Consider the following 22,332-nt stretch of genomic DNA (forward strand, 5'->3'; position numbering starts at 1 on the left):
CAGTCCATCGACGGCAGTCGCACTACTGCAAGGCAACAACAGCTCCGTCCCGCAATGATGCGTGGCGGTTTTCCTACTTAACACACGACCTGCGTTTCCGGGGTCGACCAACAGGCGGGCAGTAAACGGAACCCTTGCGGGGACCAATGCCCATGTGTCCAACAGAGTAAATCTAATGACCGAATCATTTGCCGAACTGTTCGAAGCCAGTCAGGCCAATCTGGCCAAGCTGAAGCCGGGCGCCATCGTCAGCGGTGTTGTCGTTGAAGTCCGCGGCGACGTCGTGGTGATCAACGCCGGCCTGAAGTCCGAAGGCATCGTGCCGATCGAACAGTTCCGTAACGACGCTGGCGAGATCGATGTTGCCGAAGGCGACGTCGTCAAGGTCGCCCTCGACTCGATCGAGAACGGCTTCGGTGAAACCGTCCTGTCGCGCGAGAAGGCCAAGCGCGCGATGGTGTGGGACGAGCTGGAAGAAGCGTTGGAAAAGAACGAAACCATCACCGGCCGCATCAGCGGCAAGGTCAAGGGTGGTTTCACCGTGGACATCAAGGATGTCCGCGCGTTCCTGCCCGGTTCGCTGGTGGATGTGCGCCCGGTGCGCGACCCGGCCTACCTGGAAGGCAAGGAGCTGGAATTCAAGCTCATCAAGCTGGACCGCAAGCGTAACAACGTCGTGGTCTCGCGTCGTGCAGTCGTCGAAAGCGAGCACTCGGAAGAGCGCGAGCAGCTGATGGACAAGCTGCAGGAAGGCGCGATCCTGAAGGGTGTCGTCAAGAACCTGACCGATTACGGCGCGTTCGTGGACCTGGGCGGTATCGACGGCCTGCTGCACATCACCGACATGGCCTGGAAGCGCGTGCGCCACCCGTCCGAAGTCGTGAACGTCGGCGACGAGCTGGACGTGCGCGTGCTGAAGTTCGACCGCGAGCGCAACCGCGTTTCGCTGGGTCTGAAGCAGCTGGGCGAGGATCCGTGGGACAACATCGCCCGTCGTTACCCGGCCAACAGCCGCGTCTTCGGCAAGGTCTCCAACGTCACCGATTACGGCGCGTTCGTCGAGATCGAGCCGGGCGTCGAAGGCCTGGTGCACGTTTCGGAAATGGATTGGACCAACAAGAACGTCAACCCGTCCAAGGTTGTGCAGGTCGGTGACGAAGTCGAAGTCATGGTTCTGGATGTCGACGAGGAGCGTCGCCGCATCTCGCTGGGCATGAAGCAGGTTGCCGCCAATCCGTGGGAAACCTTCGCTGCCATCCACAAGAAGGGTGACAAGGTGTCGGGCCAGATCAAGTCGATCACCGACTTCGGCATCTTCATCGGCCTGGACGGCGGTATCGACGGCCTGGTGCACCTGTCGGACATCAGCTGGAACACCACCGGCGAAGACGTGGTCCGCAACTTCAAGAAGGGCGACACCCTGGACGCAGTGGTCCTGGCCGTCGATCCGGAACGCGAGCGCATCAGCCTGGGCGTCAAGCAGCTGGAGCAGGATCCGTTCGGCCAGTACATGGCGGCCAATCCGAAGGGTTCCAAGGTCGAAGGCGTGGTCAAGGAAGTGGACGCCAAGGGCGCTACCATCGAACTGGCTGACGGCATCGAAGGCTACGTGTCCGCTCGCGACGTTGCGAACGAGCGCGTTGACGACGCGACCCAGTTCCTGAAGGTCGGCGACAAGGTCGAAGCCAAGTTCGTGGGCATGGACCGCAAGGGCCGTACCCTGCAGCTGTCGATCAAGGCCAAGGACGACGCGGAAATGCGCGAAGTGCTGGAGGAATACCAGTCCGCTTCGGGTGGCACGACCCAGCTCGGCGCGCTGCTGCGCGCACAGCTGAACGGCAACAAGTCCGAGTAATCGGTCTTACCCGTTGCAGTAGTTTCCTGGACGGCCCGGACTTTTGTCCGGGCCGTTTCAGGGTCTGGTTTCCTCCCCAAGAGCCCGTAATGACCAAATCCGAGCTGATCGAAATCCTGGCGCGCCGACAGGCGCATTTGAAGTCGGACGATGTCGATCTGGCGGTGAAGTCGTTGCTGGAAATGATGGGCGGGGCGCTGGCCGGCGGTGATCGGATCGAGATCCGCGGGTTCGGCAGTTTTTCGTTGCACTACCGGCCGCCGCGCCTCGGGCGCAACCCCAAGACGGGGGAGTCGGTGGCATTGCCGGGCAAGCATGTCCCGCATTTCAAGCCGGGCAAGGAGTTGCGCGAGCGCGTCAGCGCCGTCGTACCGCTGGAAAGCGATCCTGCCTGAGCCGTCGCGTCCGTATCCCGGATGCATGTTTTCCGCCGTGTTGGCTGGTAGAGCGGAGTGCTAGTCCGCTACTCTTGAGGCCTTCCGGAACTGGAGCTGGTACATGAATATCGTACGTCTACTGGTCCTGCTGGCGGTTCTGGTGGTCGGGCTCATCGTCGGCGCGCTCAATTCGCAGCCGATCGCCATCAGCCTGGGCTTCACCCAGATCGCCACCACCACCGGCCTGGCCATCATCATTTCGCTGCTGTCCGGTGCCCTGATCGGCGGTGCCCTGGTCCTGGCCAGCATGGTCATCCCGCTGTATTCCAAACTGCGCAAGGCGCAGAAGGCTGCCCCCGTGATGGTCGCCACACCTCCTCCTTCTTCTACTTTCGACGGACGCTGAGCGCCGATGGAATTTGTCTCCGAGTGGTTCTGGTTCTTCCTGTGTCTGCCGTTGGCGGCGCTGTCGGGCTGGGTGATCGGCCGGCGCGGTGGCCAGCGTCATGGCGACAACCAGGTCAGCCGGCTCTCCAGCACCTACTTCCGTGGCCTGAACTACCTGCTCAATGAGCAGCCGGACAAGGCGATCGAGCTGTTCCTGCACATCGCCGAGCTGGACAAGGAAACCTTCGAGACCCAGGTCGCGTTGGGCCATCTGTTCCGCCGCCGTGGCGAGGTGGACCGTGCGATCCGCCTGCACCAGGGGCTGGTCAACCGCAGCGACCTCAGCGATGCACAGCGCGTCCAGGCGCTCCTCGCCCTGGGCGAGGACTACATGAAGTCCGGCCTGCTCGACCGTGCCGAAACCGTGTTCACCGAGTTGGCCCAGATCGACCAGCGCGCCCCGCAGGCGCTCAAGCACCTGATCGGCATCTACCAGGCCGAACGCGACTGGGAAAAGGCGATCGACAACGCCAGCCGCTTCGAGGAAGTCACTGGCGAGCCGATGGGCAAGCTGATCGGCCAGTTCGAGTGCGAACTGGCCGAGCGCTATCGCGGCGCCGACCGCGTCGACGACGCGCGGGCGGCCATCGCACGTGCCTACCAGGCCGATGCCATGTCGGTGCGTGCCGGCATCATCGAAGGCCGCCTGGAGTCCGACGTCGGGCATCACGAGGCGGCGGTCAGGGCGTTCGAGCGTGCCGCGCGCAACGATCCGGACTACCTGCCCGAACTGTTGCCGGCCCTGATGCAGAACTACCGCAAGGTCGGCGACCTGGCCGGCGCGCGCGCGTTCCTGTCGGAGATGACCGAGCACTACCGCGGCATCGCGCCCGTGCTGGCCCTGACCCAGCTGATGGAAGAGCAGGAAGGCGTGGCACCCGCGCGCGCCTACCTGGGCCGCCAGCTCAAGGACCGCCCGTCGGTCCGCGGCGAATCGGCGCTGATCGATCTCACCCTGGCCGATGGCGCCGATGCGACGGCCACGCTGCACGACCTCAAACACATCACCGACCAGTTGCTGGTCCGCAATCCGGCCTATCGCTGCACGCGCTGCGGCTTCGGCGCGCGGACGCACCACTGGCAATGCCCCAGCTGCAAGGAGTGGGGTACGGTCAAGCCGCTGCTGAACTACGCGGTGCTGTAAGTGGTGATCCCCTGGATCTGGCTGGCCGGCCTGGTGGCGGTCATGGCCCTCTCTGCGGCCCTGACCGGGTGCGCGCGCCGGTACGCCCTGCGCCGCAACCTGATGGATCAGCCGGGCGAACGGCGCAGCCACGGCGTCGCCACGCCCCGCGGTGGCGGCATCGCGATCGTGGCCACGCTGCTGTTGGCCTGCCTGGCGGCGGCGCTGATCTGGCCGTCCGCCGCCAAGGCGCTGCTGGTGTTCGCCATCGGGCTGGGGATGGTGGCGGGGATTGGCTGGTGGGACGACCACCACCCGCTGCCCGCCCTGCGTCGCCTGCTGGTGCATCTGGTCGCATCCGCGCTGCTGGCCGGTCTGGTCTGGCAGGTCACGGGCAATCTGGTGCAGTCGGTTCTGGCCCTGCTGTTCACGGTGTCGCTGGTCAACATCTGGAATTTCATGGATGGGATCAACGGCATTGCGACCACGCAGGCGATCCTGGCCGCGATGGCCTTTTCCCTCGTGCTGCCGTCGCCGTTCGGTCTGGCCGGCGTCGTGCTTGGCCTGGCCTGCCTGGGCTTCCTGCCGTTCAATTTCCCGCAGGCCCGCATCTTCATGGGCGATGTCGGCAGCGGCGCGCTTGGCTATGCCGTCGCGGCGCTGGTATGCCTGACGAGCGTGGTGACCGACATCCAGTGGGTGTTGCTGCTGGTGCCGCTGACCGGGTTCCTTGTGGACGCCGGCTTCACACTGTTGTCGCGCATGCTGTCGGGGCAGCGTTGGACGCAACCCCACACACAACACCTGTACCAGCGGATGGTGAAAAGTGGCGCAAGCCACAGTTTCACCACCGGTATGTACTTTGTTTTTGGTTTATTCAGTGTCGCGGTGTTTAATGCTTGCACACATTTGCAGCCGAGGTGGGAGGCTGCCGTGGCTGTCGCGTGGATGATCCTCGCGACCGGCCTTTGGCTACTCCTGCGCAAGGGAATGCGCCTTTAGAAGGACTGTGCTTTTTATGACGCCTTGGCAGGACCGTTTTACCGGCTTGATTCCGCGGGCCGCCATCGTCGCCCACGATCTGTTCATGGTCTGGGCGTGTTGGCAACTGCTGCATGCCGGCCGTTACTCCATGCTTCCCGATGCACCGGCCCTGCCGCTGTGGAACATCGACACCTCGCTGGTGTTGGTGATCCAGGCGGTGGTGTTCTGGCGCGTGGGCCTGTATCGCGGCCTCTGGCGCTTTGCCAGCGTGGCCGATCTGCTCAACATCTTCAAAGCCAGCTTCATCGGTCTGCTGGCCATCGTGGTGGCGCTGGCCTACAAGCGCTTCAATGGCGTGCCGATGTCGGTGCTGGTGATCTATCCGTTCGCCCTGTCGGCGCTGCTTGGCGCGCCGCGCCTGCTGTACCGTGCATGGAAGGACTACCAGGCGCTGCAGTCGGACGCCAGTGCGCGCCGGGTGCTGATCCTGGGCGCGGGGCAGGCGGCCGAAGCCCTGGTCCGTGACCTGCGCCGGTCCGGCGATTTCCATCCGGTCGGGCTGCTTGATGACGCGCCCCACCTGCAGGGCGCCAAGCTGCAGGGCCTGCCGATCCTCGGCACCTTGGACGATGCGCCGGCCGTGGTCCGTGAGACCGCCGCCAAGCTGCTGGTGATCGCCATTCCCTCGCTGGATGCGGTCGGCATGCAGCGCGTGGTGGCCCTGTGCGAAAGCACTGGCGTGCCGTTCCGGATGGTACCCAAGCTCAACGACATCCTGCTGGGCCATTCATTGCCCGGGCAGCTCAAGGAGGTGGCGATCGAGGACCTGCTCGGCCGCAAGCCGATCCTGCCGGACTGGGCTCTGATCCGTGGCTGGCTGGGCGGTCGTACCGTGCTGGTCACCGGCGCGGGTGGCTCCATCGGCTCGGAATTGTGCCGCCAGTGCGCGCGCCACGGCGCTGGCCGCATCGTGCTGCTGGAAATGAGCGAACTGCTGCTGCTGACCATCGAGGCCGAGCTCAAGCGCAGCTTCCCCGATCTGGACGTGGAGGCCGTGCTGGGTGACTGCGGTGATCCGGCGGTGATCCGCCATGCCCTGTCGCTTTCGCACGTGGACGCGGTTTTCCATGCTGCCGCCTACAAGCAGGTGCCGGTGCTGGAGCGTCAGCTGCGCGAGGCAGTGCGCAATAACATCCTGTCCACCGAAACGGTCGCGCGCGCCTGCGTCGAGGCCCGGATCGAGCACTTTGTGTTCATCTCCACGGACAAGGCGGTCGATCCGGTCAATGCGCTGGGCGCCAGCAAGCGCTACGCGGAGATGATCTGCCAGAGCCTGGATCAGAAGACCAACCACACCCGTTTCGTGACCGTGCGCTTCGGCAACGTGCTGGCCTCGGCCGGCAGTGTGGTTCCGGTGTTCCGCGAGCAGATCCTCAAGGGTGGCCCGGTGACCGTGACCGACCCGGAAGTCACGCGCTACTTCATGACCATTCCCGAGGCCTGCCAGTTGATCCTGCAGGCGGCCGCCTCGGCGTCGCATGGCGCGATCTACACCTTGGACATGGGCGAGCCGGTGCCGATCCGCGTGCTCGCCGAGCAGATGATCCGTCTGGCCGGCAAGCAGCCGTACAAGGACATCGCCATCATCTATACCGGGCTGCGTCCGGGCGAGAAGCTGCACGAGACGCTGTTCTACTCGGACGAGGACTACCGTCCCACGGCGCACCCCAAGATCCTGGAAGCCGGGGTGCGCAGCTTCGCGCGCGAGCAGGTGCTGGGCAACGTGCCCAAGCTGCGCGAGGCCATCGCCACCTACGACACCGATGCGATCAACAGCATCCTGTTTGCGACCATGCCCGAGTTCGCGCCATTGCCACAGGACGATAACGTCACCTCCGCTACAGTGCTGCCGTTCCCCGCACGAGAGGCCAACAGGCACTGATGAGCAACAAGCGCATTCGCAAGGCGGTATTCCCGGTAGCGGGTCTGGGCACCCGCTTCCTGCCGGCGACCAAGACCGTGCCCAAGGAGATGCTGCCGATCATTGACCGGCCGCTGATCCAGTACGCGGTCGACGAAGCGATCGAAGCAGGGTGCGACACCCTGATCTTCATCACCAACCGCTACAAGCATGCGGTGGCCGACTACTTCGACAAGGCCTACGAACTGGAGCAGAAGCTCGAGCGCGCCGGCAAGAAGGAGCAGTTGGAGCTGGTCCGGCACGTATTGCCGAACGGGGTGCGGGCGATCTTTGTCACCCAGGCCGAAGCGCTGGGCCTGGGGCACGCGGTGCTCTGCGCCAAAGCCATCGTCGGCGACGAGCCGTTCGCTGTCTTGTTGCCCGACGACCTGATCTGGAACCGCGGCGACGGTGCGCTCAAGCAGATGGCCGATGCCAACCAGGCCAGCGGCGCCAGCATCATTGCCGTGGAAGACGTGCCGCACGACAAGACCGGCAGCTACGGCATCGTGGCGACCGACGCCTTCGACGGCCGCCAGGGCCGGATCAGCGCGATCGTGGAGAAGCCCAAGCCTGAGGATGCGCCGAGCGACCTCGCCGTGGTCGGCCGTTATGTGCTGAGCCCGGCGATCTTCGACCTGCTCGAATCCACCGGCACCGGTGCCGGCGGCGAGATCCAGCTGACCGATGCCATCGCCGAGCTGCTCAAGACCGAGCGCGTCGATGCCTATCGGTTCGAGGGCACCCGTTTCGACTGCGGCACCCACCTGGGACTGGTCGAGGCCACCATCCGCTTCGCGCTCAACAACGAGAAGCTGGCTGGCCCCGCCCGCGAAATGCTCAAGAAGGCACTCGCCGACAGCTGACCGGGACACTTGGGTGCCGACCGCGGGTCGGTACGCAGCAACCCCACGAAGAAGGGCAGCCTCGCGGCTGCCCTTCTGCGTTCTGCCTGGCAACGCCCGGCGTTACAGCGATTCGAAGATGCCTGCTGCACCCATGCCGGTGCCGATGCACATGGTGACCATGCCGTATTTCTGCTGACGACGGCGCAGACCGTGCAGCAGGGTGGCGGTGCGGATCGCACCGGTCGCCCCCAGCGGGTGACCGAGGGCGATGGCGCCGCCCAGCGGGTTGACCTTGGACGGGTCCAGGCCGCAGTCGCGGATGACGGCCAGCGACTGCGCGGCGAACGCTTCGTTGAGCTCGATCCAGTCCAGCTGGTCCTGGGTCAGGCCTGCCTGCCTGAGGGCTTTCGGGATCGCGGCGATCGGGCCGATGCCCATCACTTCCGGGCGCACGCCGGCAACCGAGAAGCTGACGAAGCGGGCCAGCGGCGTGAGGCCATAGTCCTTGACCGCCTGTTCGGAGGCCAGCAGCACCGCACCGGCGCCGTCGCTCATCTGCGACGAGTTGCCGGCGGTGACGGTGCCGCCGAACTGGCCGTTGCGGAACACCGGGCGCAGCTTGGCCAGCCCTTCGGCCGACGAATCCAGGCGCGGGCCTTCGTCGGTGTCGACGATGCGGTCACGGGTGATGATGCGGCGGCCATCGGCCAGGTCCGGCTGGCGGGTGCGTACGTCGTAGGGGCTGATCTCATCCTTGAACTCACCGTTCTGGATGGCGGCGATCGCCTTCTGGTGCGAGGCGAGGGCGAAGGCGTCCTGCTCCTCACGCGACACCTTCCACTCTTCGGCGACCTTCTCGGCAGTGATGCCCATGCCATAGGCGATGGCGACGTGATCGTTGTCGAAGACGCTCGGCGCCATCGCGATCTTGTTGCCCATCATCGGCACCATCGACATCGACTCGGTACCGCCGGCCAGCATCAGGTCGGCATTGCCCAGCCGGATCTGGTCGGCGGCCATCGCCACCGCCTGCAGGCCGGAGGAGCAGAAGCGGTTGACCGTCTGTGCGGCGATGGTGTCCGGCAGGCCGGCCAGCAGCACGCCGATGCGCGCCACGTTCATGCCCTGCTCGGCTTCCGGCATCGCGCAGCCGATGATCGCGTCATCGATGCGGTTGACGTCGATGCCCGGCGCCTGTGCGACCACGGACTTGAGCACGTGGGCAAGCATGTCGTCCGGACGGGTATTGCGGAACACGCCCTTGGGCGCCTTGCCGACCGGGGTGCGGGTGGCGGCGACGATGTAGGCGTCCTGGATTTGCTTGGTCATTGCAGTGATCTCTCGAAATTTTTAGCCGGAGTGCCGACCCGGGGTCGGCACCCACCGTAGACAGGGGGCGCGGTCAATTGCGCAGCGGCTTGCCGGTCTTGAGCATGTGCGCGATGCGGGCCTGGGTCTTTTCCTGCTGGGCCAGTTCGACGAAGTGCTTGCGTTCCAGGGTCAGCAGCCACTCTTCGTCCACCAGCGTGCCGCGGTCGACTTCGCCACCGCACAGCACGGTGGCGATGCGCACGGCAATCTCGTAGTCGTAGGGGCTGATGAAACGGCCTTCGAGCATGTTGACCAGCATCATCTTGAACGTTGCGATGCCGACGTCGCCGGCGACCTGGATGCGGCGGGCCGGCATCGGCGGACGATAGCCGCCTTCGGCCAGCGCCTGCACTTCGGCCTTGGCGATGTACAGCGCTTCGTAACTGTTGAAGACCACCTTGTCGGTGGCGCGCATCAGGCCCAGCTCCTTGGCGTTGACCGCAGAGTTGGACACCTTGGCCATCGCCACGGTTTCGAAGGTCTTCTTCAGCTCGGCAAAGACGTCCCCGCCCGGACCAGCCGCCTGCGACGCACGCACCGCCAGCTCCTTCAGGCCGCCGCCGGCCGGCAGCAGGCCGACGCCCGCTTCGACCAGGCCGATGTAGCTTTCCAGTGCCGCCACGCTCTTGGCGCTGTGCATCTGGAACTCGCAGCCGCCGCCCAGGGCCAGGCCGCGCACGGCGGTCACCACCGGCACCAGCGAGTACTTGATCGCCTGGCTGGTGCGCTGGAAGTTGTGCACCATGTCCTCGAACTGCTCGACCTTGCCGGCCTGCAGCAGACCGAGCGCACCGGCCAGGTCCGCACCGGCGGAGAAGGGTTCCTTCTGCTGCCAGATCACCAGACCCTTGAAGTCCTTCTCGGCGCGCTTGATCGCTTCCTGCAGGCCATCGAGCACGTGGTCGGACACGGTGTTCATCTTGGTCTTGAAGCTGACCACGGCGATGCCGTCGCCGTCGTGCCACATGCGCACGCCGTCATTTTCGAACACGGTCTCGCCCGGGCTGAAGGTTTCGCCCAGCAGCGGGTCCGGGAAGCGCTGACGCTGGTACACCGGCAGCGACGAGCGCGGCAGCTTGGCGTTGCGCGACGGGCTGTAGCTGCCTTCGGCGGCGTGCACGCCATCGCGGCCATCGAACACCCAGTCCGGCAGCGGCGCATTGCTCATGCTCTTGCCGGCCACGATGTCATCGGCAATCCACTGCGCCACCTGCTTCCAGCCGGCAGCCTGCCAGGTTTCGAACGGGCCGAGCGACCAGCCATAGCCCCAGCGGATGGCCAGGTCGACGTCGCGCGCGGTCTCGGCGATGTCGGCCAGGTGGTAGGCGCTGTAGTGGAACAGGTCGCGGAAGGTCGCCCACAGGAACTGCGCCTGCGGGTGCTGGCTCTCGCGCAGCTTGGCGAACTTCTCGGCGGGGTTCCTGATCTTGAGGATGTCGACCACTTCCGGTGCGGCGGTACGGTCGGCCGGGCGGTAGTCCTGCTTCTCCAGGTCCAGCACGACGATGTCCTTGCCGACCTTGCGGAAGATGCCGGCGCCGGTCTTCTGGCCGAGCGCACCCTTGGAAATCAGCGCGTCCAGCCACTTCGGCGACGCGAAATACTGATGCCACGGATCGTTGGGCAGGGTGTCGCCCATCGTCTTGATGACGTGCGCCATCGTGTCCAGGCCGACCACGTCGGAGGTGCGGTAGGTCGCCGACTTCGGGCGGCCGACCAGCGGGCCAGTCAGGCCATCGACTTCATCGAAACCCAGGCCGAACTGCTGGGTGTGGAAGATCGTGGACAGAATCGAGAAGACGCCGATGCGGTTGCCGATGAAGTTCGGGGTGTCCTTGGCGTACACCACGCCCTTGCCCAGGGTCGTGACCAGGAATGCTTCCAGGCCCTCCAGCACGGCGGCATCGGTGGTGGTGGCCGGGATCAGCTCGGCCAGGTGCATGTAGCGCGGCGGGTTGAAGAAATGCACGCCGCAGAAGCGGTGACGCAGCTGCTCGGGCAGCACATCGGCGAGCTTGTTGATGCCCAGGCCGGAGGTGTTGGAGGCCAGCACGGCGTGATCGGCCACGAACGGAGCGATCTTCCTGTACAGATCCTGCTTCCAGTCCATCCGCTCGGCGATGGCCTCGATGATCAGGTCGCAGTCTTTCAGCTGCTCCAGCCCGGTCTCGTAGTTGGCCGGGGTGATCGCCTCGGCGTAGGACTTGCTGGCGAGCGGGGCAGGGCTGAGCTTGCCCAGGTTGCCGATGGCCTTGAGCACGATGCCGTCGGCCGGACCTTCCTTGGCAGGCAGGTCGAAGAGCACGGTATCGACGCCGGCGTTGGTCAGGTGGGCCGCGATCTGGGCACCCATGACACCGGCACCCAACACGGCGGCGCGGCGGACTAGCAGGGAATTGGACATGTCGTTATGCCTTTGTTGGTCTGGCAGCCGGGGAGCGCCCGGCGCTACGGGGTGGAAAGAGGCGTCGTCGAAGCATCGCGGGTTGCGCTGGCGCGGAACCCGGCTTCGGCGAAGTGGATCAGTTCGCGTGCCGCATGGGCACGATGCGCGGCTTCGGTGACACCGGCGGGTCGCTTGATCAGGCCGAAGTCGGCCATCGCGTAGGTCAGCGACCCGGCCAGGAAGTCCAGGCGCCAGTAGAGCTCTTCCTTGCTCAGGCCGGGGACGCAGGCGGCAATCGCCTTGCCGAAGTCGCGCAGGACGTGGCCGTAGTGGTCGGAGAGGAACTTGCGCAGGTTGTCGTTCTTCTCGGCGTAGGCCCGGGCGATCACGCGGACGAACGCGCCGCCGGTCTGGCGGTCCTGGGCCATTGCCAGGGCCGGTTCGACAAAGGCGGCCAGCACCGGGCGCAGTTCACCGGGGGACTCGCGACGGGCCGCCTCCAGCTGCGCCAGGCGGGCGGCGGTCATTTCATCCATGCGACGCCGGAACACCTCGTTGACGAGGTTTTCCTTGGAGCCGAAGTGGTAGTTGACCGCGGCGATGTTGACGTCGGCCTGGCTGGTGACCTGGCGCAGCGAGGTGCCGGCAAAACCGTGCTGGGCGAACAGCTCCTCGGCGGCGCCGAGAATGCGGTCCTTGGTGGAGAAGTGAGCGGGTTTGGCCATGAGGCGGGGCAGGTTCAATCAAACGATTGTTTGATACTAGACCGATGGCCGCACGCTGGCATTGTGCGACGCACAATGGGGGTGGGCATCCGTTCATCCCGGTCAACCCCCTGTCCGGCGACGCCTTTTGCCTTTCCACCACGCTGAACGCGACGGGCCGGCCTGTGGTTCAAGGGGGTGCGGGGCGGGGCCCGGCACTACCGCGCCGCCGGGTTACACGTTAGAATCGCCTCACGTATATCAGGCTAAGCCCGCGTTTTGACGCGGGTTTTTTTCATGCTAACCTCGGGCCGATCAGTGGCCCGCCCAACGGAGTACTTCCCATGGCGCTGGAGCGCACCCTTTCCATCATCAAGCCGGACGCCGTCGCCAAGAACGTCATCGGTGAAATCTACGCCCGCTTCGAAAAGGCCGGGCTCAAGGTCGTGGCTGCCAAGTACAAGCAGCTGTCGCGCCGCGAAGCCGAAGGCTTCTACGCCGTGCACCGCGAGCGTCCGTTCTTCAACGCGCTGGTCGAGTTCATGATCTCCGGCCCGGTGATGATCCAGGCGCTGGAAGGCGAGAACGCCGTGCTGGCCCATCGCGACCTGCTGGGCGCCACCAATCCGAAGGAAGCCGCTGCAGGCACCATCCGCGCCGACTTCGCCGAATCCATCGATGCCAATGCCGCCCACGGCTCGGACTCGGTCGAGAACGCCGCGATCGAAATCGCCTACTTCTTCGCCGCGACCGACGTCGTTTCGCGCTGAGAGTGATGCCGTGAACGAGGTCGTACAGCCTACCGCCATCCCATCCGTACTCGTCCCGGGTCCGGCTGTGGCCAAGCAGAACCTGCTCGACCTCGATCGCGAGGGTCTGGAGCGCTTCTTCGCCGAGACCCTCGGCGAAGCGCGCTACCGTGCCCACCAGGTGATGAAGTGGATCCACCACCACTACGTCACCGATTTCGATCAGATGACCGACCTTGGCAAGGCGCTGCGCGCCAAGCTGCAGCAGCATGCCGAGGTCCGCGTTCCCAACATCGTGTTCGACAAGCCCTCCGCCGATGGCACCCACAAGTGGCTGCTGGCGATGGGCACCGATGGCAAGAACGCCATCGAAGCGGTGTATATCCCGGACAAGAACCGCGGCACGCTGTGCGTGTCTTCGCAGGTTGGCTGCGCGCTGAACTGCACCTTCTGTTCGACGGCCACCCAAGGCTTCAACCGCAACCTGTCCACCGCCGAGATCATCGGCCAGGTGTGGGTGGCGGCGCGCCATCTGGGCAACATTCCGCACAAGCAGCGTCGTCTCACCAACGTGGTGATGATGGGCATGGGCGAGCCGTTGATGAATTTCGACAACGTCGTGCGCGCCATGAGCGTGATGCGCGACGATCTGGGCTATGGCCTGGCCAACAAGCGCGTGACCCTGTCGACCTCCGGCCTGGTGCCGCAGATCGACCGCCTGTCGGCCGAAAGCGATGTGTCGCTGGCGGTGTCGCTGCATGCGCCGAACGATGCGCTGCGCGAGACGCTGGTTCCGCTCAACAAGAAGTACCCGATCGTCGACCTGATGGCGTCCTGTGCGCGTTACCTGCGCGCCAACAAGCGCCGTGAGTCGGTGACGTTCGAATACACCCTGATGAAGGGCATCAACGACCAGCCCGAGCATGCGCGTCAGCTGGCGCGGCTGATGCGGCAGTTCGACAATGCCGTGCAGACCTCGCACGCTGGCAAGGTCAATCTGATTCCGTTCAATCCGTTCCCGGGTACCCGCTATGAGCGCTCCGGGGAGACGGAGATCCGCGCGTTCCAGAAGATCCTGCTCGACGCCCAGGTACTGACGATGGTCCGGCGCACCCGCGGCGACGACATCGATGCCGCCTGTGGCCAGCTCAAGGGGCAGGTGATGGATCGCACGCGCCGCCAGGCGGAATTCAACAAGACATTGCTGCAGGACGGGAAAGACCGGGATGCCGCTGCCTGATTGCCGATTGCCAGCCGTTGTTCTCTGCGCGCTGGCATTGGCCGGCTGCGGCAGACATGGCGCCCGACACCCGGCCGGGCAGTTGCCCGTCGCGCCGGTCTATGAAGTCCGCGACGACCCCGCCACCCGCAAGCGGGTCGGCTACCAGGATCAGGTCGTTCTGGCCTCCGAGGCGCTGCGCGCCGGCGGCCTGGATGTGGCCGACAAGAAGGCCCGGGCGGCAGTGAAGATCGACCCGTCGCGTCCCGAGGCGTACATGCTGCTCGCCCAGATCGCCAGCAGCCGGGGCGATGACGTCGCTGCGGGCAGCCACTACCGCAAGGCCGCCGACGTGGCGCCCAGCCGTGGCGACGTCCTGAACAACTATGGTGCCTGGCTGTGCACCCACGGCCAGCCCGCCGCCGCCCTGGAGTGGTTCGATCGAGCCCTGGCCGCCCCCGGGTACGCCACGCCGGCGTCGGCCCTGGCCAATGCCGGGGGGTGCGCACTGGATGCCGGGCAGCCCGAGCGCGCCGAGCGTGACCTCCGCGCCGCGGTACAGCTGGAACCGACCAATGCCTATGCGCTGGAGTCGATGGCCCGCAGCGAGTTCGCCCGCGGGCGTTTTTTCGAGGCCCGGGCCTTCTCGCAACGGCGTCTTGCGGCTGCACCGGCCACACGTTCCGTGTTACAACTTGCCTCACAAATCGAGGTGCAGCTTGGCGACAACGCGGCATCCAGTCGCTATCTGCAGCGAATTCGCAACGAATTTCCGCAGGATGCGGCTCCTAATCCCCGGGGTTGAAGCATTGTGATTGATGACCAGACTGTGAACGCTTTCGACACTGTGACCGGGTCCGGAGCTCGACTCCGCCAGGCGCGCGAAGCGGCCGGACTGACGCTCGAATCGGTGGGTCAGCAACTGCGCATGCCGGTGCAGGTGGTGCGGTCGCTCGAAGAGGAGCAATGGCAGCGCCTGGGCGCGCCGGTGTTCGTCCGTGGCCAGCTGCGCAGCTACGCCCGTCTGCTCAAGGTCGACATCAACGACCTGCTCGAGCAGGCCCATATCGGGCCGGTGGTGCCGCCGCAGCTGGTCAGCCACACGCATACCCCGCGGGCGCGCCGGATCGCCGAGAGCCTCGGTCGCCGGGCGCTCTATGTCGGCATCACCGCCGTGCTGGCCGTGCCGGTGTGGTTCGCCACCCGCGGCCATTTCGACGGGACCGCCAACACCCCCAATACCGCCTCGCTGGATGTCATTCCGGCAGCGGTTCCCGTGGCAGGGGGCGACACGCCGCCCGCCGCGCCGGCCCCGGTCAGCTCGGAACCGCCCAAGCCGGCGGCCCCGTATCTGGCGTCGCTGACCCCCGTGCCGCGTCCGGCCAGTACGGCCGCGCCGGCCGGCGCGTTGACCCTGCAGTTCAAGGGCGACAGCTGGGTCGATATCGCCGCTCCCGATGGCACTACCGTCGAGAAGGCGCTGGTGAAGTCCGGCGAAACCCGCAGCTTCACGCCGGGCCAGGTGGCCCGCATGGTGCTGGGCAACGCGTCGGCGGTCGAGGTTCAGCAGGGCGGCACTATCGTCGACCTTTCGCCGTACCAGCGAGCCAACGTGGCACGCTTTACGGTATCCTCTGACGGCTCCGTGGCTCCGGTTTCACACTGAGTCGCGTTCCCAATCCAATTCAACCAGCTCCTCCTGACGGGCGGGGCGAGAGTACGCATGGCGATCGACGATCTGCTCGACGAGCACGAACAAAGTGAACGCGTCCGCAGTTGGCTGCGGAAGAATGGTCTCAGCATCCTGGCCGGTGTCGCCATTGCGATCGCCGGCATCTGGGGCTGGAACGAATGGCAGGCCCGGCACAGCAACTCGCTGGCCGATGCCAACGTCGCTTACCAGGCCGTGCTCAAGAGCCTGGAAGAAAAGAATCTGGACGAGGCGGCCAAGGGCGTGAAGACGCTTGAAGGCGGCAAGGCCAATATCTATGCGGACCTGGCGGCGTTGCAGCTGGCCAAGGCGCAGGTGGATGCGGGCAAGGACGAGGCCGCCCTGGCGACCCTCCGCGCGATCAGCGCCGACGCCGAGTTCAAGCCGGTGATCGACCAGCGCGTCGCGCGCCTGCTGGTGGCAACCGGCAAAAGCGATGAAGCGATCAAGCTGCTGGGCAGCGCAGCCGACAGCGCCAGCCTGGAGATCCACGGTGACGCGTTGATGGTGCAGGGCAAGCGTGATGCGGCCCGCGAACAGTATGAGAAGGCGCTCAAGACGCTGGACGTGGCAGCGCCGCAGCGGCGTCTGCTGGAAACCAAAGTGATGGATGCCGGTGGCACCGTCACCGATCCTGCGGAGTCGGTGTAATGAACCAGATGGTCATGATCAAGCGCGTTGCCACGGTAGTCCTGCTGGGTGTGGCCCTGTCCGGCTGCTCCACCGTCAAGGGCTGGTTCGCCGGCAAGGACGCGGCGGCCAAGAAGGCGCTGGAACCGGCGGAACTGGTGAAGTTCGAGCCGACCGTCAAGGTCGACAAGCTGTGGTCGGTCAACGTGGGCAAGGGCGAGAAGCGCATCGGCGTCCGCCAGGGCCCGGTGGTTGCCGATGGTCGGGTCTACGCGGCCGCCATTTCCGGTGGCGTGCATGCGATCGATCTGCAGACCGGCAAGAAGGTCTGGACCTACGAGCCGGCCAAGGAAAAGAAGAAGCCCAAGCTGCGCCTGTCTGGCGGCCCGGGTGTCGGCGAAGGCCTGGTGGTGATCGGCACGCTGGACGGCCAGGTGATCGCGCTGGACGCCAACGATGGCAGCGAGAAGTGGCGCGCCAAGGTGCCGGGTGAAGTGATTTCCGCGCCGGCCGTGGGCCAGGGCATGGTGTTTGTGCGCAGCAACGATGGCCGCGTGACCGCCCTGGATGCCGGCAACGGTACCCAGCGCTGGTTCAACCCGCGCGAGCTGCCGGCCCTGACCGTGCGCGGCAACGCGCCGGTGGTGACCGGTCCGGGCGTACTGTTCATCGGCAACGACGATGGCAGCGTGGCGGCATTGGCCATGCAGGACGGCCGCACCGTGTGGGACCAGATGGTGGGTACCCCGGAAGGCCGCACCGAGCTGGAGCGCATGGCCGACGTCGATGGCGCGCCGGTGCTGGATGGCAACACCCTGTTCGTGAACAGCTTCAAGAACCAGACGATGGCGATCGAAGGCCCGACCGGCCGTCCGCTGTGGTCGCGCGATCACGGCGGCGCGGGTGGGCTGGCGGTGACCTCGGGCAATGTATTCGTCTCGGACAACAAGGGCGGCGTGTTCGGCCTGGACAAGGCCAGCGGCTCGGCCATGTGGTCGCAGACCGGCCTGGCCCGTCGCTCGCTGACCGGTCCGGTCGTGCAGGGGGATTACGTTGTGGTCGGTGACTACAAGGGGTACCTGCACTGGCTGCGTACCGACAATGGTGAGTTCGCGGCGCGCGCCAAGAGTGGCGGCGACGCCCTGCTGGCGCAGCCGGTAGCTGCCGATGGGATTCTGCTGGTGCAGAACGTTGATGGAAAGCTGACCGCATTCCGGTTGGCACAATAAGGAGTTACCGCGATGCTGCCCTTGGTCGCCCTGGTTGGACGGCCGAATGTCGGCAAGTCCACGCTGTTCAATGCGTTCACCCGTACGCGCGATGCGCTGGTCCATGACCAGCCCGGCGTGACCCGGGACCGTAATTACGGTGTTTGTCGTCTGAATGAAGACCACCCGTTCCTGGTGGTCGATACCGGTGGTATCGCCGGTGAAGAAGAAGGTCTGGCCGGTGCTACCGCCCGCCAGGCCCGCGCCGCCGCCGCCGAGGCGGACCTGATCCTGTTCGTGGTCGATGCCCGTGAAGGCGCATCCGCCCTGGATGACGAGATCCTGTCCTGGCTGCGCAAACTGTCGCGTCCGACGCTGCTGCTGATCAACAAGATCGACGGTACGCATGAGGACACGGTGCGTTCGGAGTTCGCCCGCTACGGCTTCAGCGAGATGCTGACCGTGTCGGCTGCGCATCGCCAGGGCCTGGACGATCTGCTCGATGAAGTCGTCGAGCGGCTGCCGGAGGAAGGCACCACCGAAACGCTGGACAACGACCCGAACCGCATCCGCATTGCCTTCGTCGGCCGTCCGAACGTGGGCAAGTCGACGCTGGTCAATCGCCTGCTGGGCGAGGAGCGCATGATCGCCTCCGAAGTGCCCGGGACCACCCGCGATTCGATCGCGGTGGACATGGAGCGCGATGGTCGCGAGTACCGGCTGATCGACACCGCTGGCCTGCGCCGCAAGGCGCGCGTGGAAGAGGTGGTGGAAAAATTCAGCGTGATCAAGACGCTGCAGGCGATCGAGCAGTGCCAGGTGGCCGTGCTGATGCTGGACGCCGCCGAAGGCGTGACCGACCAGGACGCCAGCGTCCTGGGTGCGGTGCTTGATGCCGGCCGCGCCCTGGTCGTGGCGATCAACAAGTGGGACGGGCTGACCGACTACCAGCGCGAGCAGGCCGAAGCGCTGGTGTCGCGCAAGCTGGGCTTCGTGCCGTGGGCCGAAGTGGTGCGCATCTCGGCCAAGCATGGCTCGGGACTGCGCGAGCTGTTCCGTTGCATCCATGCCGCCCATGCGTCGGCCACGCACGAGTTCAGCACCAGTGAGGTCAACAAGGCGCTGGAGATGGCCTACGAGACCAACCCGCCGCCGGCCATCCGCGGCCACGTGTCCAAGCTGCGCTACGTGCATCCGGGCGGCTCCAATCCGCCGACCTTCATCGTGCACGGTACGCGCCTGAAGGATCTGCCGGAGTCGTACAAGCGCTACCTGGAGAACTTCTTCCGGAAGCGCTTCAAACTTGTCGGTACCCCGGTGCAGTTCATCTTCCGCGAGGGGACAAACCCCTACGAAGGCAAGAAGAACGTGCTCACCGAACGTCAGATCAAGCGCAAGCGTCGCCTGATCAAGCACGTCAAAGGCAAGTGATGCAATGAAGAGCCGGCGCAAGCCGGCTCTTCCGCATTCCAGGGTTGGGGCGGGCCGCTGGCCGGCAAACCGCGCACGGCGCGGCAGGACCCGACTGCACCGGGAGGTCTGCGCGATAATGCACAGATGAGCACTGTCCCCGAGATCACCCCCGCCCAGGCCCGCGAACGCCTCACCCACGGCGCACTGCTGATCGACGTCCGCGACGCGCATGAGCGCGCCACCGGCATGGCCGAAGGCGCGCTTGGCATCGCCCGGGGCGACCTTCAGCGCGCACCGGCCACGCACCTGCCGGTACTGGACCGCGAGGTCGTGCTGATCTGCCAAAGCGGCAGGCGCTCCCTGGACCTCGCCACCACCCTGGCTGGTCTCGGCTATACCCGTATCGCCTCCGTGCACGGCGGCACCGCCGCCTGGCGTGCCGACGGCCTGCCGCTGGTGCAACCGCTGCAGAGCGATGCCGAGCGCGATTTCAACGAGCGCTATTCGCGCCACCTTCTGTTGCCGCAGGTGGGAGTCGACGGGCAGCGCAGGCTGCTGGCGTCGCGCGTGCTGGTGCTTGGGGCCGGAGGGCTGGGCGCGCCGGCCAGTTTCTACCTGGCCGCCGCCGGGGTAGGGCACCTGCGCATCGCCGATGACGACGTGGTCGAGCGCAGCAACCTGCACCGGCAGATTCTGCATACCGATGCCAGCGTCGGCACGCCCAAGGTGCTGTCCGCGCGCGAACGGCTGCTGGCGCTCAACCCCCATCTCGACGTGGACGCGGTACAGCTGCGGGTGACGTCCGCCACAGTTGATGCGCTGCTCGACGGGGTGGACGTGGTGCTGGACGGTTCGGACAATTTCCCGCTGCGCTATCTGCTCAACGATGCCTGCATCCGCCACGGCATCCCGCTGGTCTACGGCGCGGTGGAGCGCTTCACCGGCCAGGTCAGCGTGTTCGACGCGGGCCGCCAGCGGGGCGTCGCACCGTGCTATCGCTGCCTGTTCCCGGAGCCGCCGCCGCCCGGTTCTGCGCCGAACTGCGCCGAGGCCGGCGTGCTCGGGGTGCTGCCGGGCATGGTCGGGCTGCTGCAGGCCACCGAGGTCCTGAAGCTCCTGCTGGGCATCGGCGACTCCCTGGTCGGCCGGCTGCTGTCGTTCGACGCGTTGGCGATGCGCTTCCGCGAAACACGGCTGCCACCGGACCCCGACTGCCCGCTGTGCGCGCCGGGCCGTGCGTTTCCCGGGTACATCGATTACGCCGCGTTCTGCAGCAGCGTCTGAAGGCTGGTCAATCGCCGGCAGCGCTGTCGATAGGATGATCCTGCCATCCATGCGGGGCATTGTTCTGTTTTCAGTACAAATCAACGCACCCCGCGCGCTATTGCGTGCAAACGCTTTGCCCTATCGTGGGGGCATCTAGGTAGTCCGGGGAACATCCGCATGGCGGTGGAAGCAGGGGCCAGTGAGCTGGTAAAAGTGGTCGCGCTGCTTGGCGCGGCGGTGGTGATGGTGCCGCTGTTCCGCCGGCTCGGGCTGGGTTCGGTGCTGGGGTACTTCGCCGCCGGTCTGGCGATCGGTCCGTTCGGGTTTGGCTGGTTCTCCGATCCGCAGGCGATCCTGCATACCGCCGAACTGGGCGTGGTGATGTTCCTGTTCGTGATCGGCCTGGAAATGCGGCCGTCGCACCTGTGGAGTCTGCGCAAGGAAATCTTCGGCTTGGGCACCCTGCAGATCGTGGTCTGCGGCGCGGTGCTCACCGGCGTCTGCATGCTGTTCGGCTTCCCGCTGCCGGTGGCGTTCATCGGTGCAGCCGGCTTCGTGCTGACCTCGACCGCGGTGGTGATGCAGTTGCTGGCCGAACGTGGAGACATCGCGCTGCCGTCGGGCCAGAAGATCGTGTCGATCCTGCTGTTCGAAGACCTGCTGATCGTGCCGTTGCTGGCCGTGGTCGCCTTGATGGCGCCGGTGCATGCCGAGGTGGGCGGTGCGTCGCGCTGGGTCAGCGTCGGCATCGCTGCCGGTGCCATCGTTGGCCTGGTGCTGGTAGGGCGGTTCCTGCTCAATCCGCTGTTCCGCATCCTGGCCGCCGCCAAGGCGCGCGAAGTCATGACCGCCGCCGCATTGCTGGTGGTGCTGGGCGCCGCGCTGCTGATGCAGCTGGGCGGATTGTCGATGGCGATGGGCGCGTTCCTGGCCGGCGTGCTGCTCAGCGAATCCACTTTCCGTCATCAGATCGAGGCGGACATCGAGCCGTTCCGCGGCATTCTGCTGGGCCTGTTCTTCCTCAGCGTGGGCATGGCGCTGGACCTGACCGTGGTGGCCAACAACTGGCCGCTGATCCTCTCCGGCGTGCTCGCCTTGATGCTGGCCAAGGCAGTGTGCATCTACACCGTGGCGCGCATCCTGGGCAGCGACCACCACCAGGCGCTGGATCGTGGCGTGGTGATGGCGCAGGGCGGCGAGTTCGCGTTCGTGCTGTTCTCGGCCGCCGCGGCTGCCGGCGTGATCGGCGTGGAGGTCAACGCCAACCTCACCGCGATCGTGGTGCTGTCGATGGCGCTCACCCCGTTGTTCGTGCTGCTGCACGACACGCTGATGCCGGCCCGTGCGGTGTCGCTGGACGGCGTGGAAGCGGCCGACGGCCTGTCCGGCAGCGTGCTGCTGATCGGCTTTGGCCGCTTCGGCCAGGTGGCCAGCCAGTCGCTGCTGGCGCGCGACGTGGACGTGACCATCATCGACAACGATGTGGACATGATCCACAACGCAGAGCGTTTCGGCTTCAAAATCTACTACGGCGACGGCACCCGCCTGGATGTGCTGCACGCCTCCGGCGCGGCCACCGCGCGTGCCATTGCGGTGTGCGTGAACAGTGCGCAGGACGCGGACCGCATCGTCGAGCTGGTGGCCCACCAGTTCCCGCAGGCCAAGCTGCTGGTGCGGTCGTTTGACCGTGAGCATTCGCTGCGGCTGATCCATGCCGGCGTGGACTTCCAGATCCGTGAGACCTTCGAATCGGCGCTGCTGTTCGGCCAGGCCGCGCTGGTCGAGCTGGGCGCGGAGGAAGATGACGCGCGCGACATCGCCGAGCAGATCCGTCAGCGCGACGCCGAGCGTTTCGAGCTGGAGATGGCCGGTGGCGACCTGCGCGCCGGCGCGCACATGGTGTTCGGTACCGCGCTGCCCGGCGTGCCCACGCCGACCCCGTTCACCGCGCCCAGGCGCAAGGCACGCACCCTCAATGCGGACGAGGTACCCGAAGAGGAATGACGCGCGATGCGTAGTGCCGGCCGATGGGCGACTTCCGGGACAATCGGTGGTGTTGCGGAGCCGGCCGGCGGCTGGGC

General features: G+C 66.0%; 19 protein-coding genes. 16 read left to right on the top strand and 3 right to left on the bottom strand.

Annotated elements, in window-relative coordinates:
* Window positions 1-175 precede the first annotated feature (175 nt).
* From rpsA to galU, 7 genes are all read left to right on the top strand, one after another.
* Window positions 176-1,855: a 30S ribosomal protein S1 gene (gene rpsA / locus OC534_RS02480; protein ID WP_017355595.1), complete on the top strand. Its 1,680-nt coding sequence runs from the start codon at window positions 176-178 to the stop codon at window positions 1,853-1,855.
* Window positions 1,856-1,944: 89 nt separating this feature from the next.
* Window positions 1,945-2,250, top strand: coding sequence for an integration host factor subunit beta (locus OC534_RS02485; RefSeq protein WP_017355596.1), 306 nt, complete (start codon window positions 1,945-1,947; stop codon window positions 2,248-2,250).
* A 103-nt stretch (window positions 2,251-2,353) separates the two neighbouring features.
* Entirely contained in the window at window positions 2,354-2,638 is a 285-nt protein-coding gene (locus OC534_RS02490; protein WP_262071314.1) for a LapA family protein, read from the top strand.
* A gap of 6 nt (window positions 2,639-2,644) precedes the next feature.
* Window positions 2,645-3,823, top strand: a complete 1,179-nt coding sequence (gene lapB / locus OC534_RS02495; RefSeq protein WP_017355598.1) for a lipopolysaccharide assembly protein LapB — start codon at window positions 2,645-2,647, stop codon at window positions 3,821-3,823.
* A 6-nt stretch (window positions 3,824-3,829) separates the two neighbouring features.
* Complete coding sequence (locus tag OC534_RS02500) at window positions 3,830-4,804, top strand: glycosyltransferase family 4 protein (protein WP_262071356.1); 975 nt, start codon at window positions 3,830-3,832, stop codon at window positions 4,802-4,804.
* A gap of 16 nt (window positions 4,805-4,820) precedes the next feature.
* Window positions 4,821-6,728 carry a nucleoside-diphosphate sugar epimerase/dehydratase gene (locus tag OC534_RS02505; RefSeq protein WP_017355600.1) on the top strand — a complete coding sequence of 636 codons (1,908 nt, stop codon included), beginning with the start codon at window positions 4,821-4,823 and terminating at the stop codon, window positions 6,726-6,728.
* On the top strand, window positions 6,728-7,612 hold the full coding sequence (galU, locus tag OC534_RS02510) for a UTP--glucose-1-phosphate uridylyltransferase GalU (RefSeq protein ID WP_017355601.1): 885 nt from the start codon (window positions 6,728-6,730) through the stop codon (window positions 7,610-7,612). Before OC534_RS02505 ends, galU begins: the two co-directional genes overlap by 1 nt.
* A 102-nt stretch (window positions 7,613-7,714) precedes the next feature.
* Here galU and OC534_RS02515 read toward each other — a convergent pair whose 3' ends face one another.
* From OC534_RS02515 to OC534_RS02525, 3 genes are all read right to left on the bottom strand, one after another.
* Entirely contained in the window at window positions 7,715-8,923 is a 1,209-nt protein-coding gene (locus tag OC534_RS02515; RefSeq protein WP_136003813.1) for an acetyl-CoA C-acyltransferase, read from the bottom strand.
* Window positions 8,924-8,996: 73 nt separating this feature from the next.
* The gene (locus OC534_RS02520) at window positions 8,997-11,369 is read right to left on the bottom strand and encodes a 3-hydroxyacyl-CoA dehydrogenase/enoyl-CoA hydratase family protein (protein WP_136003815.1); all 2,373 of its coding nucleotides are present in this window, start codon (window positions 11,367-11,369) and stop codon (window positions 8,997-8,999) included.
* Between the two features lie 44 nt (window positions 11,370-11,413).
* Window positions 11,414-12,076 carry a TetR family transcriptional regulator gene (locus tag OC534_RS02525; RefSeq protein WP_017355604.1) on the bottom strand — a complete coding sequence of 221 codons (663 nt, stop codon included), beginning with the start codon at window positions 12,074-12,076 and terminating at the stop codon, window positions 11,414-11,416.
* Window positions 12,077-12,399: 323 nt separating this feature from the next.
* On the opposite strand from OC534_RS02525, the gene ndk reads away from it, so the two are divergent.
* From ndk to OC534_RS02570, 9 genes are all read left to right on the top strand, one after another.
* Window positions 12,400-12,825, top strand: a complete 426-nt coding sequence (gene ndk, locus OC534_RS02530; RefSeq protein ID WP_017355605.1) for a nucleoside-diphosphate kinase — start codon at window positions 12,400-12,402, stop codon at window positions 12,823-12,825.
* A 67-nt stretch (window positions 12,826-12,892) separates the two neighbouring features.
* Window positions 12,893-14,044 carry a 23S rRNA (adenine(2503)-C(2))-methyltransferase RlmN gene (rlmN, locus tag OC534_RS02535; RefSeq protein WP_206147297.1) on the top strand — a complete coding sequence of 384 codons (1,152 nt, stop codon included), beginning with the start codon at window positions 12,893-12,895 and terminating at the stop codon, window positions 14,042-14,044.
* A complete protein-coding gene (gene pilW / locus OC534_RS02540) occupies window positions 14,031-14,828 on the top strand; it encodes a type IV pilus biogenesis/stability protein PilW (protein ID WP_026070707.1) in 798 nt (265 codons plus the stop codon). Before rlmN ends, pilW begins: the two co-directional genes overlap by 14 nt.
* 6 nt (window positions 14,829-14,834) lie before the next feature.
* Window positions 14,835-15,689, top strand: coding sequence for a RodZ domain-containing protein (locus OC534_RS02545; protein ID WP_262071315.1), 855 nt, complete (start codon window positions 14,835-14,837; stop codon window positions 15,687-15,689).
* Between the two features lie 57 nt (window positions 15,690-15,746).
* Window positions 15,747-16,385: a tetratricopeptide repeat protein gene (locus OC534_RS02550; RefSeq protein ID WP_153164236.1), complete on the top strand. Its 639-nt coding sequence runs from the start codon at window positions 15,747-15,749 to the stop codon at window positions 16,383-16,385.
* Complete coding sequence (gene bamB, locus OC534_RS02555) at window positions 16,385-17,593, top strand: outer membrane protein assembly factor BamB (RefSeq protein WP_017355610.1); 1,209 nt, start codon at window positions 16,385-16,387, stop codon at window positions 17,591-17,593. Before OC534_RS02550 ends, bamB begins: the two co-directional genes overlap by 1 nt.
* A gap of 12 nt (window positions 17,594-17,605) precedes the next feature.
* Window positions 17,606-19,003 (top strand): ribosome biogenesis GTPase Der, encoded by a 1,398-nt coding sequence (gene der / locus OC534_RS02560; protein WP_017355611.1) that lies wholly within the window; start codon window positions 17,606-17,608, stop codon window positions 19,001-19,003.
* A 126-nt stretch (window positions 19,004-19,129) separates the two neighbouring features.
* Window positions 19,130-20,269 carry a molybdopterin-synthase adenylyltransferase MoeB gene (gene moeB, locus OC534_RS02565; protein ID WP_136003819.1) on the top strand — a complete coding sequence of 380 codons (1,140 nt, stop codon included), beginning with the start codon at window positions 19,130-19,132 and terminating at the stop codon, window positions 20,267-20,269.
* Between the two features lie 159 nt (window positions 20,270-20,428).
* Window positions 20,429-22,255 (top strand): monovalent cation:proton antiporter-2 (CPA2) family protein, encoded by a 1,827-nt coding sequence (locus OC534_RS02570; protein ID WP_017355613.1) that lies wholly within the window; start codon window positions 20,429-20,431, stop codon window positions 22,253-22,255.
* Window positions 22,256-22,332 lie beyond the last annotated feature (77 nt).

The sequence above is a fragment of the Stenotrophomonas sp. Marseille-Q5258 genome (assembly GCF_946900935.1).
In the GTDB taxonomy this organism is placed as follows: Bacteria; Pseudomonadota; Gammaproteobacteria; order Xanthomonadales; family Xanthomonadaceae; genus Stenotrophomonas; species Stenotrophomonas nematodicola.